The following is a 15,661-nucleotide window of genomic DNA, read 5'->3' as shown; positions in this document are numbered from 1 at the left end:
GCCCCGTACCTGCGCGCGTTCGAACGCGCGGCCGAGCGCCTCGAGGCCGGCGAGCCGCTGGACGAGGTGTGCTGGAATTTCCTCGCGCTCGACGCCGCCGCGCGCTGCTTCCTGCTCGACGCGCAGGGCCGGCAGTCGGGCCGCAACGTCGTGCTGCGCGCCGATCGCGCGCTGGCCGAGGCGCGTTTTTCGCCGCTGGCGGACGCGCAGGGCGCGAACTGGCTGCGCCGGCCGTATTTCCGCTCGGCGATCGCCGAGCCGGGGCGCGTGCAGGTCACGCGGCCGTACCTGTCGATCAACGAGGCGCAGCCGTGCGTGACGCTGTCGGTGGCCGTGCGCGTCGGCGATGCGCAGCGCGTGCTGTGCGGCGATATCGACTGGCTCGACGACGACGCGCAGGCCGCGTAGCGACGCACGGCTCGCATGCGGCGAGGGCGTGCGGGGCCGCGGGGGCGGCCGTTGCGTTCACCGCGTGCTTCCCCGACAATGGCGCGAGCGCGGCCGTCGTGACCGCGCGCGCCGTCCCGGGGGCCACCATGGCGGCGAATATAAAAAGGAAAACACCATGAAAAGACCGATTTCGCTGACCATCCTCGCGTGGATCATCATCGTGACCAACGCGATCACCTGCGTCTATACGCCGTTCTCGATCGGCATGCCGACCACCCAGGCGCTGCTGTCGCACTACCTGCTGCCCGTCTGGGCGACGCTCGGCATCAGCGTGATCATCGAAGCCGCGAACGTCGTGATCGGCATCGCGATCCTCAAGGGGCGCGAGTGGTCGCGCAAGGCCTACCTCGCGACGTCGGTGTTCGGCTTCGCGTTTTCGTTCGTCAACATGCCGAAGTCGATGTTCATGGTGCTGATTCCCGGCTTCCTGCTGTTCGCGGTGTTCGTCTATCTGCTGTTCCGGCGCCCGGCGACCGCGTATTTCCGGCACGCCTTCGCGTGAGCGTCGTGCGCAACGCGCTGGCGATCGCGCTGTTCTCGATCGCCGGCTTCTGCGTGATGGCCGCGCAGATGGCCGCGTTCATGAAAGTCGGCCACGCGGGCGCGACGGGCGTACTCGTTGCCGTGCTGTTCGCGGTGTCGGCCGTGCTGCTGGCCGCGGGTGCGTTTGCCGGCGTATTCCGGCCGCGTGCGCGCGGCGCGGGCATCACGCTGCTCGTCGCGGCCGCGACCACCGCGCTCGGAATGGTCGGCTGGGGGATGCTCGTGCTCACGCCGGCGATCGTCGACGTGATGCAGCAGCAGGGCGCGTACTTCGATGCGCGCATGTTCCGGTTCGTGTCCGGCACCGCGGTGACGGCGTTGTCCGCGCTCGTCGGCGTCTGGCTCGTGCGGCGCGGCTGACGTACTGGGCTGAAGTCCGCGGCTGAAGTCCGCGGCGGCCGCGACGCTGGCGTCCGTCACGCGGCTCGGCTAGGATGCGCGAATTGTCCAGACGATTCGCGGGCCGCCCATGAACCGACACGCCGCTTCCTCCGTTCTCCTCGAAGTGATCGCCACGACCGTCGGCGATGCGAAGGCCGCCGCCCGCGCGGGCGCCGACCGCCTCGAACTCGTGACCGCGATCACCGAAGGCGGGCTGACGCCGAGCGTCGGCCTGATCGAGGCCGTCGTGGCCGCCGTGCCGATTCCCGTCAACGTGATCGTGCGTCCGCACAGCCGCTCGTTCGTCTATGACGCCGACGACCTGCGCGTGATCGAGCGCGACGTGCGCGCGGCGGTCGCGGCCGGCGCGAACGGCGTCGTGTTCGGCGCGCTCGACGCGCATGGCGACGTCGATCTCGGTGCGCTGGCCCGGATCGCGGCCGCCGCCGACGGGCGCGCGCTCACGTTTCACCGCGCATTCGACGTCGCGCGCGATCTGAGCGCCGCGTTCGACGCGTTGCTGCGCGTGCCGGCCGTCACGTCCGTGCTGACGTCGGGCGGCCATCCGTCGGTGCTCGATGCGGTCGCGACGATCACGCGGCTCGTGCGGCAGGCGGCGGGCACGACCTGCACGGTGCTGGCCGGCTCGGGGCTCACGATCGACGCGGTCGGCGACTTCGTTCGCGCCACCGGCGTGCGCGCGGTGCATTTCGGCTCGGGCGTGCGGCCGCGCGGCGAGGTGCTGGCGCCCGTCGACGCGCAGCGCGTCGAGCGCGTGCGCGCGGCGCTCGACGGCGCGGCGTCGCACGTGTGACGCGCATGCCGAAGCTGCGCGTGGGCGCGTCGAGAAGACTTTCGATTCGCGACGCGCAGGGCGACCCGACACAGACGATCGGATGAAAAAAGCCGGGGCATGCCCCGGCTTTTTCGTTGGCGGGCGCGGCGCGCCGGCCGTTGCCGCTTACGCGTTGTCCGACAGCGCGTCGGCCTGGCTCGCGCGGATGCCGAGGCGCTCGAACAGCGCGCGGTCGCGCTGCGTCTGCGGGTTGCTGGTCGTCAGCAGCTGGTCGCCGTAGAACATCGAGTTCGCACCGGCGAGGAAGCACATCGCCTGCATCGCGTCGTCGAGCTGCTCGCGCCCGGCCGACAGGCGCACGACGGCCTTCGGCATCGTGATGCGCGCGACCGCGATGGTGCGCACGAACTCGAACGGATCGAGCGGCGCGGTGCCTTCGAGCGGCGTGCCTTCGATCGCGACGAGGTTGTTGATCGGCACCGATTCCGGATACGGGTTCAGGTTCGCGAGCTGCGAGATCAGGCCCGCGCGTTCGCGGCGCGACTCGCCCATCCCGATGATGCCGCCGCAGCACACGTTGATGCCCGCGTCGCGCACGCGGTCGAGCGTGTCGAGGCGATCCTGGTACGTGCGCGTCGAGATCACCTGGCCGTAGAACTCCGGCGACGTGTCGAGGTTGTGGTTGTAGTAGTCGAGGCCGGCATCGGCGAGCTGCCGGGCCTGTTCGTTTTCCAGCATGCCGAGCGTCATGCAGGTCTCGAGACCGAGCTCCTTCACGCCGCGCACCATCTCGGTCAGCGCCGGCATGTGGCGCTCCTTCGGGTTGCGCCACGCGGCGCCCATGCAGAAGCGGCTCGCGCCGTTCGCCTTCGCCGCGCGCGCGGCGTCGAGCACCGCGTCGACGTCCATCAGCTTCTCGGCCTTCAGGCCCGTGTCGTGATGCGACGACTGCGAGCAGTAGCCGCAATCTTCCTCACAGCCGCCCGTCTTGATCGACAGCAGCGTCGACAGCTGCACCGCGTTCGCGTCGAAGTGCTCGCGATGCACCTGCTGCGCGCGGAACATCAGATCGTTGAACGGCAGCTCGAACAGCGCGACGACGTCGGCGACGCGCCAGCGCTGCGACGCCGGGGCGGCCACGGGGATCGCGGCGGGTTGCACGGCGGCGGTCTGGGCTTGGGTCATTTCGTTTTCCTGTCCTGGGCGGGATTGGGGGATCGGTTGGGTCAATGCCGCGCGGCGCGCAGCGACTCGACGAGCGCGGCGATGTCGAGCATCGCCGCGGCGGATTCGGGGGCGGCCGGCGTCATGTGCGCGATGCGGCCGATGAGTGGCGCGCGGTGCTCGCGCGCAAGCCAGTCGCGAATCGTCGCGACGTTCTCGTCGGCGAACGACATGGCCGGGTCGACGTGGTTCGCGACCCAGCCCGCGAGCGTGAGGCCGCGCTGGCGAATCGCATCGGCCGTCAGCAACGCGTGGTTGATGCAGCCGAGCCGGACGCCGACCACCAGCACGACGGGCAGGCCCAGCGCGACCGCAAGATCGGCGGTGTCCTGCGTATCGTTCAGCGGCACGCGAAAGCCGCCGACGCCTTCGACGACGACCACGTCCGCGCGCGTCAGCGCCTCGCGATGGCACGCGACGATCGTGTCGAGGTCGAGCGTCACGCCTTCCTGCGCGGCGACGATATGCGGCGCGGCCGGCGCTTTCAGCAGGAACGGCGTGCGCAGTTCGGGCGGCAGCACGACGTTCGCGGCGGCGTCGAGCTGGTCCGCATCCTCGTTGCGCCACACGCCGTCGCGTTCGTACGCGCCGGCCGCGACCGGCTTCAGCGCGGCCGCGCGCAGCCCGTGCCGCGCGAAGCCGTGCAGCATCGCGGCCGACACGAAGGTCTTGCCGATCTCGGTGTCGGTGCCGGTGACGAAGACGGAGAGCGGGGCGGTCATGCTGCTGCCTCCTGCCGGGCCGCTCCAACGGAGGCCGCGGCCGCCTCGCTGGCCTCGATCAACGCGGCTTCGAGCCTGGCGAGATCGTCGAACGAATGCGCGGCCGACAGCGACACGCGCAGCCGCGACGTGCCGGCCGGCACCGTCGGCGGCCGGATCGCGGGCACCCACAGGCCGTGCGCGTCGAGCGCGCGCATCGCCGCGAGCGTCGCATCGTTGCTGCCGATCACGAGCGGCTGCACGGCCGTGTGCGAATCGACCGGCTGCCAGCGCGTATTGCGCAGCAGCGCGCGCGTGCGTTCGATCAGCGCGGCGAGGTGCGCGCGGCGCGCGTCGCCTTCGTCGCCCGCGATCACCTTGAGGCTTGCCGACACGGCATGCGCGACGGCCGGCGGCGCGGCGGTCGTGAAGATGTAGCTGCGCGCGCGCTGGATCAGCCATTCGATCACGGTTTCATGCGCGATCACGAACGCGCCGGCGACGCCGGCCGCCTTGCCGAGCGTGCCGACGTACACCAGATGCGGCGAACGCAGCGCGGCGGCCGCGAGCGCGCCGCGACCCTGCGGGCCGAGCACGCCGAAGCCGTGCGCGTCGTCGACGACGAGCCACGCGCCGTGGCGTTCGGCCAGCGCGACGAGTTCGGCGAGCGGCGCGAGGTCGCCGTCCATGCTGAACACGGTGTCGCTGACGATCAGCTTCGTTTCGGCCTCCGATGCGTCGAGCAGCGCGGCGAGCGCGGCCGTATCGGCGTGCGGATAGACCTGCACGTTCGCGCGCGACAGCCGCATGCCGTCGATCAGCGACGCATGGTTCAGCGCATCGGAGAAGATCGTCGCGCCCTTGCCGGCGAGCGCCGTCATCGCGGCGAGGTTCGCCATGTAGCCGGTGCTGAAATACAGCGCGCGCGGCGCATCGGAGAAGCCGCCCGCGAAGCCCGCGAGTTCGTCTTCCAGTCTGGCGTGCGCGCGCGAATGGCCGCCGAGCAGGTGCGAGCCGCCGCTGCCGGAGCCGTAGCGCTGCGCGCCTTCCGCGAACGCGGCGACGAGCGCCGGATGCGCGGCGAGGCCGAGGTAGTCGTTGCTCGCGAAGCCGACGATTTCGCGGCCGTTCACGGTCATGCGCGCGTCGCACGCGGTGTCGGCGATGCGGCGCACGCGGCGCAGCCCTTGCGCGTCGAGGTCGGCGAGGCCGCGTTGCAGGGTGTCGAGCAGGCTCATCGGCCGAGGTCCTCCAGCGTCGCGTCGAGCGTGTCGCGCGTGCGCTGCGCGAGCCACGCGATGTCGTCGTCGCTCATCACGTACGGCGGCATCAGGTACACGGTCGTGCCGATCGGGCGCAGCAGCAGCTCGCGTTCGAGCGCGTGTTCGAAGAAACGTCGCGAGAAGCCGCGCGCCGCGTCGCCGTCGAGCGCGACGTCGAATGCGAACAGCGTGCCGCGCTCGCGCAGGTGGCGCACTTGGCGGTGCGCGTCGAGCGGCGCGAGCGCCGCACGCAGCGTCGCCGATTTGCGGGCATTGCTCGCGAGCACGTCGTCGCGCGCGAACAGGTCGAGCGTCGCAACGGCCGCGCGGCACGCGAGCGGGTTGCCGGTGTACGAATGCGAGTGCAGGAAGCCGCGCGTCGTGTCGTCGTCGTAGAACGCCGCGAACACGTCGTCGCGCGTGAGCACCAGCGACAGCGGCAGGTAGCCGCCGCTGATCCCTTTCGACAGGCACATGAAATCGGGCCAGACGCCGGCCTGCTCGCACGCGAAGAAGGTGCCGGTGCGCCCGCACCCGACCGCGATCTCGTCGGCGATCAGGTGCACGCCGAATTCGTCGCACAGCGCGCGCAGCCCGCGCACGTACGACGGATCGTGCATCGCCATGCCGGCCGCGCATTGCACGAGCGGCTCGACGATCAGCGCGGCGATCCGGTCGCCGCGTTCGACGAACAGGCGCCGCACGTCCGCGAGCGCGCGGCCCGCGACGTCGGCGGCCGTCTCGCCCGGCAGCGCGCCGCGCGCATCGGGCGACGCGACCACGTGCGCGTGGCGGATCAGCGGGTCGTACGCATCCTTGAACAGCGCGACGTCGGTCACGCCGAGCGCGCCGATCGTCTCGCCGTGATAGCTGTTCGCGACGCAGACGAATTCCTGCTTGTTCGCGCGGCCGCGGTTGCGCCACGCGTGGAAGCTCATCTTCAGCGCGATCTCGACGGCCGACGCGCCGTCGGATGCGAAGAACGCATGGCCGAGCGTGCGCGCGGTGAGCGCGTGCAGCCGTTCGGCGAGCTCGATCGCGGGTTCGTGCGTGCAGCCGGCGAGCATCGCGTGCTCGAGCGTGTCGAGCTGGTCCTTCAGCGCCGCGTTGATGTCCGGGTTCGCATGGCCGAACAGGTTGACCCACCAGGAGCTGATCGCGTCGAAGTAGCGGCGGCCGTCACGGTCGTACAGCCACAGGCCCGCGCCGCGCGCGACGGGGACGAGCGGCAGGCGCTCGTGATGCTTCATCTGGGTGCAGGGGTGCCAGACCGCGCGCAGGCTGCGCGCGACCCAGTCGTCGGTGGCTGGCGTACTCAAGGCGACTCCGGGGGTAAAACGATCGCGCGGCATCGACGGGATGCCGCGCGGCGGGACACGAAACGCGCAGAGATTAGCGTGTTCCGCCGGACGTTGCACTAGCGGTTACAAACGCCGCACAGCCTTGCTGGGCGGGAGTTCGGCGCAGTTCGGGGGTGCTCGGAACGGAACGCGGCGGATCGCGCGAAATGCGCGCAGATGACGACGTTCGAGTGACACCCCCCGACAGAAAAAAATCGCAGGCCGGGGCGCGATGGAGCGTCGAAATAGGGGGAGCGATGAGGGTGAGATGCTGACGGCGACAAGGGGGCGAACTTGTTGTGCGCGGGGTCGATCGACGCGGGGCGGCGCAACGCCGGACGACCGGACGAAATCTGGCGCGAATTCAGGTCGATTGCTCGTAAAAACGAGCATTACGCGGCGTGTGCTCGATTTGACGAGCAGGCGGCGGAGTGCCGCGGTGACGTTGAGTCGACGGCGCGCGAAGGGGGAAGCGGGAGAAACGACAACCGCGCGTCAGCGCGAAGCCAGTGCGCGCGTATCGGGGGCGCGGGTGTTGTCGTCGCCGTTGTCGGCCGTCTGCGTCGTGCTGTCGTTCCACACGACGCGGTCGTTGACCGCATACAGCCGGCAGGCGCCCGCGCCTTGCTTCGCGCAGTTGTCGAGCGCCAGCGCCATCGGATCGTCGCCGCCTTCGGCCCACGACCACGCGCCTTCCGACGACACCGCGAACGCGCGGCTCGGATGCTGGTTCAGGAAGCGGCGATAGCCTTCGCGGCCGGCTTCGTCGACGTAGGGCACCGCGTTGACCGCATCGATCGACGCATAGCCGGTGGCCTTCGGTTCGTGCGGGTTCGCGACCGCATAGCGCACCGCGGTCGGCAGGTTCAGTTCGGCAAGGAACGCGTGCACGGCCGGCCACCAGACGGGCACGCCGTCGCGATCGACGATCAGCCGGTGCGCATCGTCCTTGTAGCGGCCGAAATCGATGAACTGCGCCTGCGTGCCGTGCGACACGTACGCATCGTGCATCTGCGCGACGAGCGCGGGCGTCCACACCGAATCGTTGTCGCCGTACAGCCACAGCGACCGCACGGCCGTGTGCGCACCGTACTGGTCGAACGCGTCGACGAGGTTGCGCTGCCAGCCGTCGCACAGGTCCTGGCGCAGCCCGCCGGAGAAGTTGATGATGCCGCGCACGCCCGCCGCGGCTTCGGTGCCGTAGGCGACCGACACGAGCCCGCCGTGCGACGTGCCGGCGACGACGATGCGCGACGCATCGACGTACGGCTGGCGCGCCATGTAGCGCACCGTCGCATCGACGTCCGCGGCCTGCGCGAGGCCGTTCTTGCCGACGTTGCAGCCTTCCTGCCGGTACGTGCCGTCCGAACCGGCGAAGCCCTGGCGATTCGGCGCGATCACCGCATAGCCGCGGCGCACGAATTCGCGCGCGAACGCGAGCGGCCGGCTGCGCGGCTGCAGATGCAGATCGCCGGTATTTTTACCGTGATTGAAGACGACGAGCGGGAACGGGCCGGGGCCGTTCGGCTTGAAGAGCGTCGCCTCGAGCGTGACGGCGCCCGACGCGTCGGCCGGAATGCGGAGGATCTGTTCGTTGAGGTCGGCGGCGACCTGCGGCAGGTTCGCGTCGGCGTAGTCGAAGTGCTCGGCGTGGGCGAGCGAGCCGCTGGCGCCTGCACCCGTGTTCGCGCTCGGCAGCGTACCGGCCTGAGCGGCCGACAGCGCACAGGCCGCCATCCATCCCACCAATACCTTGCTGAACGCCATCCGTAAGCCCTGCCATGCAACATGACCAATTCGAGCCCATCGTAGCCCGACAAAATCAGGTTGTGCAATGCGGGAATAACCCGGCGTCTGACATGGCAACTATTTGTCAGCGTTCACTTACTTCGCCGTCGACATAGCGCCAGAATCCCTGCTCGTCGCGCTCGAAACGGCTCGTCTCGTGCAGCCGGTAGGCGCGGCCGCCGACCTTGTAGCGGGCCACGAATTCGACCTCCGCGTGTCGGTCGTCGAGTGGCACGTGGCGTTTGACCGCGAGGCCCAGCCAGCGAGGCGCGTCCGGCGCGTCGGGGTCGGTGTCGAGATCGGGCGGGCAGGTGCGCGCGGCCCATGTCGCGCGCAGGTAATCGGTCGCGCCGAGCACATACGCGCTGTACCGCGAACGCATCAATTCGAGTGCGGTCGGGGCGGTTTCGCCGCCGTCGATGAAGCGGCCGCAGCAGGCCGCGTAGCGCGGCGGCGGCGCCTTGGCGGGCGCGGGGGACGCGCCGCCGCACGGGCACGCGTCAGGTCGGGTCAAAATCATGCGAAATGTGAATTAACAACGCCGGGTTGCCGGCGGACTCACCAGCTCAGCTCGATGCCGTCGTACTGGAAGAACCGGCCGTTCGCCTGGGACACGTCCGAAGCGGATTCGGCGATCACGCGACGCATGCCGGTCACGCTCGTTTCCGGATCGATCGCGGCCTGCGCGCCGCCCATGTCGGTGCGCACCCAGCCGGGATGCAGCGAAATGCACGCGGCATGGCGCGTCTGCAGCGACGCGATGCGCAGCGCGTCGTTCAGCGCGGCCTTGCTCGCGCGGTACAGCCAGCCGGTCGTGCCGGTCGCCTCGGCGATGCTGCCCATCCGGCTCGACACGACGGCCAGCACGCCGCGGGCGTCCTCGACGAGCGGCAGCAGGATCGGCAGCAACTGCATCGGCCCGCGCACGTTGGTATGCATCACCGCGTCGAAATCCTCGGCGGTGATCGTCTCGACGCCTTCGGTGCGCGGCCCGTACACGCCCGACACCAGCACGGCCGCGTCGAGCCGTTCGCCGTCGAGCTTCCAGCCGAGCGCCGCGATCTGCTCGGGCCGCGCGATGTCGAGCGCATGCGGCTGCGCGCCGAGCGCGCGCAGCGCGTCGAGCGATGCCGCGTCGCGTGCGGTGGCGATCACGTTCCAGCCGTCGCGCCGGTATTGCCGGACGAATTCGCGGCCGAGGCCGCGCGATGCGCCGACGATCAATACGGTTTTCATGTCCGTCGCTCCTTGGGTTGGCGCCGCCATGGCGGTGCCGGTGTCAGATCCGTTCGATGCGTGCCGCGCCCGCGCGGCAGTCGCCGCCGGGCGGCCGGCGCGTCACCGCACGTTACTGCGCGTCGTCGCACGGCTTCAGCGTGGCGGCGACCGCCTGCGCGACGCCGTCGAGCTGCGCGGCGTCCGCCGCGACCATGTCGTTGTCGGGCGCATGCTGGCCGCGCGCGGTCAGCGCCGCCACGCAGCGCTTGTAGGTTGCGTCGAGCGCATCGAAGTTCGACACGGACATCCCGAGGTTGCGCATCCGGCCGTCGTGCACGCCGTACACGAGCCCGTGCACGGTCAGCGACTGGCCGCGTGCCCATGCGTCGTTGACGATCGTCGTGCGGCACACGTTGACCACCTGTTCGATCGAATTCAGCTCGATCAGGCGACGGTAACGCGCTTCGCCGACCGGCCATTCGTCGAGCAGGGCCGCATGGCGCTCGCGCACGTCCTGCACGTGATGCAGCCAGTTGTCCGCGAGGCCGACGCGGCGGTTGTGCAACGCCGCGTTCACGCCCGAGCAGCCGTAGTGGCCGACGACCATGATGTGCTTCACGCGCAGGATGTCGACCGCGAACTGGATCACCGACAGGCAGTTCAGGTCGCTGTGCACGACCACGTTCGCGATGTTGCGGTGCACGAACACTTCACCCGGCGGCAGGCCGATGATCTGGTTCGCCGGCACGCGCGAATCCGAGCAGCCGATCCACAGATATTCCGGCGCCTGCTGGTCGGCGAGTCGTGCGAAGAAATCGGGATCGTCGGCGAGCTGGCGCCTGACCCAGGCATCGTTGTTGTCGAACAGATGTGAAAGCGGATTGTCTTGGGTAGTCATCGGTGTGGATTCCGTTGGCGGAAATCAAGTCGATATCGGATCGGGTGTGGCCGGCGTCAGGCGGCGCGCTGCGCGTCGCCCGCGCCGTCGTTGCGGCCCGTCGCGCCGAAGCGCGCGGGGTAGCGCACGCAAAAGCGCAGGGTCGCGTCGTACGGATAAAAATCGGGCAGTTCGCCCTGCATCAGCTTGTCCTTGCTCGCCTGCCACAGCGCGGGATCGAAAAAGTCCGCGTGATGCTTCATGAAGACGCTGCGCACGCGCGGGTCGCCGAGCAGGAACGGCCCGTAGGTCTCCGGAAAGATGTCGTGCGGGCCGACGGTATACCACGGTTCGCCGGACAGCTCGTCTTCCTCGTTGCGCGGCGGCGGCACGCGCCGCACGTTGCAGTCGGTCAGGTATTCGATCTCGTCGTAGTCGTAGAACACGACGCGGCCGTGGCGCGTGACGCCGAAGTTCTTGTACAGCATGTCGCCGGGGAAGATGTTGGCCTTCATCAGCTCCTTCACCGCGTTGCCGTATTCCTTCACGCCGTGCTCGACGTCCGCGTCGCTGCCGTTCTGCAGGTACAGGTTGAGCGGCGTCATCCGGCGCTCGATGTACAGGTGCTTGATCACGAGCTTGTCGTCCTCGTATTCGAGCAGCGACGGCACTTCCTTCTCGAGTTCGCGCACGAGCGCGTGATCGAGCCGCGCGAGCGGCAGCGCGACGCTCGAATACTCGAGCGTGTCGGCCATCCGACCGAGGCGGTCGTGGCGCTTCACGAGCTGGTACTTCTCCATGATCTGCGCGCGCGTCGTTTCCTTCGGCGGCGGGAAGTGGTCCTTGATGATCTTGAACACGTACGGGAACGACGGCAGCGTGAACACGAGCATCACGAGGCCCTTGATTCCGGGCGCGATGATGAAACGGTCGCTCGAATGCGACAGATGGTGCAGCAGGTCGCGGTAGAACAGGTTCTTGCCCTGCTTCTGCAGCCCGACCGACGTGTAGATCTCGGCCTTCGGCTTGCCCGGCATGATCGTGCAGAGGAAATCCACGTACGCGGACGGCACGCCCATGTCGACGAGGAAGTACGAATGCGAGAAGCTGAAGATGATCTGCAGCAGGTCGCGGCGCAGCAGCACGGTGTCGAGCGCGAGCACGCCGGGGCGCACGTGGCGGATCGGCACCGCGAACGGCAGCACGCGGTCGGCGTTGATGATGCGGCCGACGATGTACGCGCTCTTGTTGCGGAAGAACAGCGACGACAGCACGTGGATCTGGAAATTCGGCGCCTCGTCGAAGTGGCCGAATTCGTCGTCGATCGCCTGCATCACGCAGCCGATGTCGCGCGTGAGATCCTCGAACGGCGGGTCGAGCTGGAAGTTCGTGACGATGCGCTCGAGCGTGACCGCGAGCCCGTCGGTGCCCGGATAGTACGCGCGGTAGGTCGGTTTCGCGGCGGGCTCGTCGTTCTCCAGATACTCGGTCGAGATCGCCGGGCGCACGAAGATGAAATCGTTGCTGAAATACGAGCGGTGCAGGATCTTGCAGCACACCGAATTGAAGAAGGTTTCCGCGCACTCGGGCTGGCGGTGCGACGTGAGCAGGCCGATGTAGTGCAGCTTGATCTGCTGCCACACTTCGTCGTCGATGTTCTCCGCGTCGTATTCGTCTTCCAGCACCTCGACGCATTCCTTCACGCGCTCGTCGTACGACGTGATCCGCTCGCGCGCGAGCCGCTGCAGCCCGTGCCAGTCGCCGCGCTCGAACAGCGTCTTCGCATCGACCGCCGCTTCGCGGAAGATCCGGTAATGGCGATCGAAGTATTCGAGCATCGTCTGCGCGACGTCGAAACCGATCTGCGACGACAGCAGTTTTGGGAAGTGATTCATCGCGTGCAGGCTCGTTCAAGGGGCTGTAAGCACCCGCCATTTTAGCGCCCAAGTCGGCGTTTCAATGACTTTCGGCGGGGCGCGCGAGCGGTCGCCAATCGGCGTGTTGCTCGCCGTTAGGGGCCGTTCGGTGCAACTTCGCGTAAAGATACGGGTACGGAACCGATTCTGACACGAACTTTTTTTGACGGGCCGCCGGGCGCCGGGCACGTCTTTCTCGCGACGGCGATAGAATCGACGCACCGCCCGCCGCGCGTGCCGCCGGCGCGCATTCGCACCGATAACGACGAGACGCCCCACCGATGAACGCCCTGGAACACCAACTCGATTACCCCTTCGCCGATAAGCTGCCCGCCGCGGGCGACACGTTCGAGGTCGCGCCCGGCGTGCGCTGGCTGCGCATGCCGCTGCCGTTCTCGCTCGATCACATCAATCTCTGGCTGCTGCGCGACGAGATCGACGGGCAGGCCGGCTGGACGGTGGTCGATTGCGGGATCGCGTCGGACGTGATCCGCACGCACTGGGAGCAGATCTTCGACACGCAGCTCGACGGCCTGCCCGTGCTGCGCGTGCTCGTCACGCACTGCCACCCCGATCACTTCGGCCTCGCGAACTGGCTGTGCGAAGGCGGTGACAAGGGCCGCTGGAACGTGCGGCTGTGGATGACGCTCGGCGAATATATGTTCGGCTGCCTGATGGCGGCCGGCAACGGATCGAACGCGGGCGGCGCGGCCGCCGCCGATCACTTCGCGCGCCACGGGCTGACCGATCCGGCCGCGCTCGACAAGCTGCGCAACCGCCGCAGCTACTACGCGGACCTCGTGCCGGCCGTGCCGCCGCGCTACCGGCGCCTGCGCGAAGGCGACGCGGTGACGATCGGCGCGCGCACGTGGCGCGTCGTCACCGGCTTCGGCCATTCGCCTGAACATTGCGCGCTCCACAGCGAAGCGGACGGCGTGCTGATTTCCGGCGACATGGTGCTGCCGCGCATCTCGACGAACGTGTCGGTGTTCGACCTCGAACCGGAAGCGAACCCGCTCGCGCTGTACCTCGAATCGCTCGGCCGCTACGAGACGATGGCGCCCGACACGCTCGTGCTGCCGTCGCACGGCAAGCCGTTCCGCGGCGTGCGCACACGCATCGCGCAACTGCGCGAACACCACGATGCGCGCCTGGCCGAGGTGCGCGTCGCGTGCGCGGAGCAGTCGATGAGCGCGGCCGATATCGTGCCGATCATGTTCCGCCGCCGCGAGCTCGATATCCACCAGATGACGTTCGCGCTCGGCGAGGCGCTTGCGCACCTGAACCTGCTGTGGCTCGCGGGCGAACTCGTGCGCGAGCAGGGCGACGACGGGGTGCTGCGGTTCCGTACCGCGGGCTGAGCGTTCTTCGTAGCGCTTACGCGACGGGTTCGTAACGCCATCCGTCGCGATGCCACTGCATCGTGTGCGTTGGTTCGAGCGCCGCGAGAAACGCGGCGTCGTGCGACGCGACCACGATCGCGCCGGGGAAGCCGGCCAGCGCCGCTTCGATCGCCCGCACCGATTCGAGATCGAGGTGATTGGTCGGCTCGTCGAGCAGCAGCAGTTGCGCGGGCGTGCCGCGCCACAACGCGCACGCGAGCGCGGCCTTCAGCCGTTCGCCGCCGCTCAGTTGCCGCGCGGGTTGCGTCGCACGCGTCGCGTCGAGTTGCAGCAGCGCGAGACGGCTGCGCAGATCACCTTCGGCAAGGGGCGTATCGAGCAGGCCCAGTTGCTCGACGATCGAGCGCTCGGCGTCGAGCAGCGCGAGCCGCTGGTCGAGATACGCGGCGCTCACGTGCGTCGTGCAGGTACCCGAACGCGGCGCGAGCTCGCCCGCGAGCATTCTCAGCAACGTCGACTTGCCGCAGCCGTTCGGGCCTGTCAGCGCGATGCGCACGGCGCCGCTTGCGGACCACGTGATCGCGTCGGCGTCGCCCGCCACCCGCCACGGCAGTTGCGCGCGTTCGAGCGTGAACAGCTGGCGGCGCGCGCTGACCTCGGTGCCCGGCAGCGATACCAGCACCGGTGCGTCGGCTTCGACGCGCGCGGCCGCTTCCTGCACGCGCGCGTCGAGCGTCGCCTTGAAGTCGCTCTGATGACGCCGGACGGTCCCCATGATCGCGCGCGCGGCGCCCTTGCGGCTCTGACGCGCCATCGACGACAGGTTGGCCGTCTTCGCGTCGCGCAGCGACGCGGCCGCGTGACGCTGGGTCGTGTCGTGTTCCTGTTCGAGCCTGCGCCGTACGCGCCCGCGCTCGGTGCGCGCATGGTCGAGCGCCGCGTGCGCGGCGTCCTGTTCCGCGTCGCGCTGCGCGCGATAGAGCGCATAGTTGCCGCCATATGAACGCGCGCCGTGCGGCGTCAGCTCGACGATGCGTTGCACGCCGGCGAGCAGCGCACGGTCGTGGCTGACGATGACGACGCCGCCGCGCCAGCCGTCGAGCGCCGTGCGCAGCCACGCGCGGCCCGGTGCATCGAGATGGTTGGTCGGTTCGTCGAGTACGAGCAGGCCGGCGCCGGACAGCAGCGCGCCGATCAGCGCCACGCGTGCGACCTGGCCGCCGCTTAGCGCGTGCGCGGGCGTGTCGGCGTGGACGTCGTGCAGGCCGGCCGCGTCGAGTGCCATGCGCAGGCGTTCCGCGAGATCCCAGCGATCGCCGATCAGGTCGAAGTCGTTCGGTGTTGCGTGGCCGTCCGCGAGACGCGCGAGCGCGCTGAGCGGTGCATCGAGCGCGGCGATCTGCGCGACGGTCCGCGGGGCCGCCGCCGCCGTGTCGTCGCGGTCATGATCATGCTGCTGTGCGACGTAGACGACGTGCGCATGCCGCTCGATCGTTCCCGCGCTGGGTGTACGGCAACCGGCGATCAGTTGCGCGAGCAGGCTCTTGCCGACGCCGTTGCGGCCGACGATGCCGGTGGGCGTGCGATCGATGGACAGGTCGAGCGAATCGAACAGCGTGATGCCGTCGTCGAAGCGGAAGGAAACGTGATGAAGCGCGACGAGCGCGCCGGTGGGCGTGGCAGCAGCCATGAGCACCTCCAAAAATGCGTGAAGACCTTCGCGCGCGGCGTGCGTGGCACGGGCGGCGAAAACATTTCGGGAAGGCTTAGTGGTTCACTTTGGCTGGCGTCCGGTATGAGGAACAGGCGCGCAGTGTAGCAA

Annotated in this window: 14 protein-coding genes and 1 pseudogene; 5 read left to right on the top strand and 10 right to left on the bottom strand. The window is 69.2% G+C overall.

Annotated elements, in window-relative coordinates; genetic code table 11:
• The 4 genes and pseudogenes from H3O04_RS14160 to H3O04_RS14145 form a co-directional block, all read left to right on the top strand.
• A pseudogene (locus H3O04_RS14160) lies at positions 1 to 408 on the top strand (EAL domain-containing protein); the annotation flags it as partial.
• A gap of 157 nt (positions 409 to 565) precedes the next feature.
• Positions 566 to 952 carry a hypothetical protein gene (locus H3O04_RS14155; RefSeq protein ID WP_012329334.1) on the top strand — a complete coding sequence of 129 codons (387 nt, stop codon included), beginning with the start codon at positions 566 to 568 and terminating at the stop codon, positions 950 to 952.
• Positions 949 to 1,353, top strand: coding sequence for a hypothetical protein (locus H3O04_RS14150; protein WP_202587906.1), 405 nt, complete (start codon positions 949 to 951; stop codon positions 1,351 to 1,353). Before H3O04_RS14155 ends, H3O04_RS14150 begins: the two co-directional genes overlap by 4 nt.
• A 109-nt stretch (positions 1,354 to 1,462) precedes the next feature.
• Positions 1,463 to 2,188, top strand: a complete 726-nt coding sequence (locus tag H3O04_RS14145) for a copper homeostasis protein CutC (protein WP_202587905.1) — start codon at positions 1,463 to 1,465, stop codon at positions 2,186 to 2,188.
• A gap of 147 nt (positions 2,189 to 2,335) precedes the next feature.
• Here H3O04_RS14145 and bioB read toward each other — a convergent pair whose 3' ends face one another.
• The 9 genes from bioB to aceK all read right to left on the bottom strand — a co-directional run bounded on the left by bioB (position 2,336) and on the right by aceK (position 12,475).
• Positions 2,336 to 3,355: a biotin synthase BioB gene (bioB, locus tag H3O04_RS14140; protein ID WP_202587904.1), complete on the bottom strand. Its 1,020-nt coding sequence runs from the start codon at positions 3,353 to 3,355 to the stop codon at positions 2,336 to 2,338.
• Between the two features lie 41 nt (positions 3,356 to 3,396).
• Positions 3,397 to 4,116 carry a dethiobiotin synthase gene (gene bioD, locus H3O04_RS14135; protein WP_202587903.1) on the bottom strand — a complete coding sequence of 240 codons (720 nt, stop codon included), beginning with the start codon at positions 4,114 to 4,116 and terminating at the stop codon, positions 3,397 to 3,399.
• Complete coding sequence (gene bioF / locus H3O04_RS14130) at positions 4,113 to 5,333, bottom strand: 8-amino-7-oxononanoate synthase (protein ID WP_077180400.1); 1,221 nt, start codon at positions 5,331 to 5,333, stop codon at positions 4,113 to 4,115. Before bioF ends, bioD begins: the two co-directional genes overlap by 4 nt.
• On the bottom strand, positions 5,330 to 6,676 hold the full coding sequence (gene bioA / locus H3O04_RS14125) for an adenosylmethionine--8-amino-7-oxononanoate transaminase (RefSeq protein WP_175782471.1): 1,347 nt from the start codon (positions 6,674 to 6,676) through the stop codon (positions 5,330 to 5,332). Before bioA ends, bioF begins: the two co-directional genes overlap by 4 nt.
• Positions 6,677 to 7,192: 516 nt before the next feature.
• A complete protein-coding gene (locus tag H3O04_RS14120) occupies positions 7,193 to 8,464 on the bottom strand; it encodes a dienelactone hydrolase family protein (RefSeq protein WP_202587902.1) in 1,272 nt (423 codons plus the stop codon).
• A 106-nt stretch (positions 8,465 to 8,570) separates the two neighbouring features.
• A complete protein-coding gene (locus tag H3O04_RS14115) occupies positions 8,571 to 9,005 on the bottom strand; it encodes a YchJ family protein (RefSeq protein ID WP_202587901.1) in 435 nt (144 codons plus the stop codon).
• 38 nt (positions 9,006 to 9,043) lie between these two features.
• The gene (locus H3O04_RS14110; RefSeq protein ID WP_124700715.1) at positions 9,044 to 9,721 is read right to left on the bottom strand and encodes an SDR family oxidoreductase; all 678 of its coding nucleotides are present in this window, start codon (positions 9,719 to 9,721) and stop codon (positions 9,044 to 9,046) included.
• 112 nt (positions 9,722 to 9,833) lie between these two features.
• Positions 9,834 to 10,601 carry a carbonate dehydratase gene (gene can / locus H3O04_RS14105; RefSeq protein ID WP_006477653.1) on the bottom strand — a complete coding sequence of 256 codons (768 nt, stop codon included), beginning with the start codon at positions 10,599 to 10,601 and terminating at the stop codon, positions 9,834 to 9,836.
• Positions 10,602 to 10,657: 56 nt separating this feature from the next.
• Complete coding sequence (aceK, locus tag H3O04_RS14100) at positions 10,658 to 12,475, bottom strand: bifunctional isocitrate dehydrogenase kinase/phosphatase (protein WP_027812190.1); 1,818 nt, start codon at positions 12,473 to 12,475, stop codon at positions 10,658 to 10,660.
• Between the two features lie 302 nt (positions 12,476 to 12,777).
• On the opposite strand from aceK, the gene H3O04_RS14095 reads away from it, so the two are divergent.
• Entirely contained in the window at positions 12,778 to 13,857 is a 1,080-nt protein-coding gene (locus H3O04_RS14095; protein WP_054928096.1) for an MBL fold metallo-hydrolase, read from the top strand.
• A 16-nt stretch (positions 13,858 to 13,873) separates the two neighbouring features.
• Here H3O04_RS14095 and H3O04_RS14090 read toward each other — a convergent pair whose 3' ends face one another.
• Complete coding sequence (locus H3O04_RS14090) at positions 13,874 to 15,529, bottom strand: ABC-F family ATP-binding cassette domain-containing protein (protein ID WP_054928095.1); 1,656 nt, start codon at positions 15,527 to 15,529, stop codon at positions 13,874 to 13,876.
• Positions 15,530 to 15,661: the final 132 nt, after the last annotated feature.

It is taken from the genome of Burkholderia sp. KCJ3K979, assembly GCF_016759955.1.
Taxonomy (GTDB): Bacteria; Pseudomonadota; Gammaproteobacteria; order Burkholderiales; family Burkholderiaceae; genus Burkholderia; species Burkholderia orbicola.
This window is presented reverse-complemented; position numbering and strand designations above follow the sequence as displayed.

Excerpts from the sequence above, each read along its gene's own strand:
- bioD (WP_202587903.1), bottom strand. The coding sequence starts at position 4,116 with ATGACCGCCCCGCTCTCCGTCTTCGTCACCGGCACCGACACCGAGATC.
- H3O04_RS14155 (WP_012329334.1), top strand. The coding sequence starts at position 566 with ATGAAAAGACCGATTTCGCTGACCATCCTCGCGTGGATCATCATCGTG.
- bioF (WP_077180400.1), bottom strand. The coding sequence starts at position 5,333 with ATGAGCCTGCTCGACACCCTGCAACGCGGCCTCGCCGACCTCGACGCG.
- H3O04_RS14145 (WP_202587905.1), top strand. The coding sequence starts at position 1,463 with ATGAACCGACACGCCGCTTCCTCCGTTCTCCTCGAAGTGATCGCCACG.
- aceK (WP_027812190.1), bottom strand. The coding sequence starts at position 12,475 with ATGAATCACTTCCCAAAACTGCTGTCGTCGCAGATCGGTTTCGACGTC.
- H3O04_RS14095 (WP_054928096.1), top strand. The coding sequence starts at position 12,778 with ATGAACGCCCTGGAACACCAACTCGATTACCCCTTCGCCGATAAGCTG.
- H3O04_RS14110 (WP_124700715.1), bottom strand. The coding sequence starts at position 9,721 with ATGAAAACCGTATTGATCGTCGGCGCATCGCGCGGCCTCGGCCGCGAA.
- can (WP_006477653.1), bottom strand. The coding sequence starts at position 10,601 with ATGACTACCCAAGACAATCCGCTTTCACATCTGTTCGACAACAACGAT.
- bioB (WP_202587904.1), bottom strand. The coding sequence starts at position 3,355 with ATGACCCAAGCCCAGACCGCCGCCGTGCAACCCGCCGCGATCCCCGTG.
- H3O04_RS14090 (WP_054928095.1), bottom strand. The coding sequence starts at position 15,529 with ATGGCTGCTGCCACGCCCACCGGCGCGCTCGTCGCGCTTCATCACGTT.
- H3O04_RS14115 (WP_202587901.1), bottom strand. The coding sequence starts at position 9,005 with ATGATTTTGACCCGACCTGACGCGTGCCCGTGCGGCGGCGCGTCCCCC.
- H3O04_RS14120 (WP_202587902.1), bottom strand. The coding sequence starts at position 8,464 with ATGGCGTTCAGCAAGGTATTGGTGGGATGGATGGCGGCCTGTGCGCTG.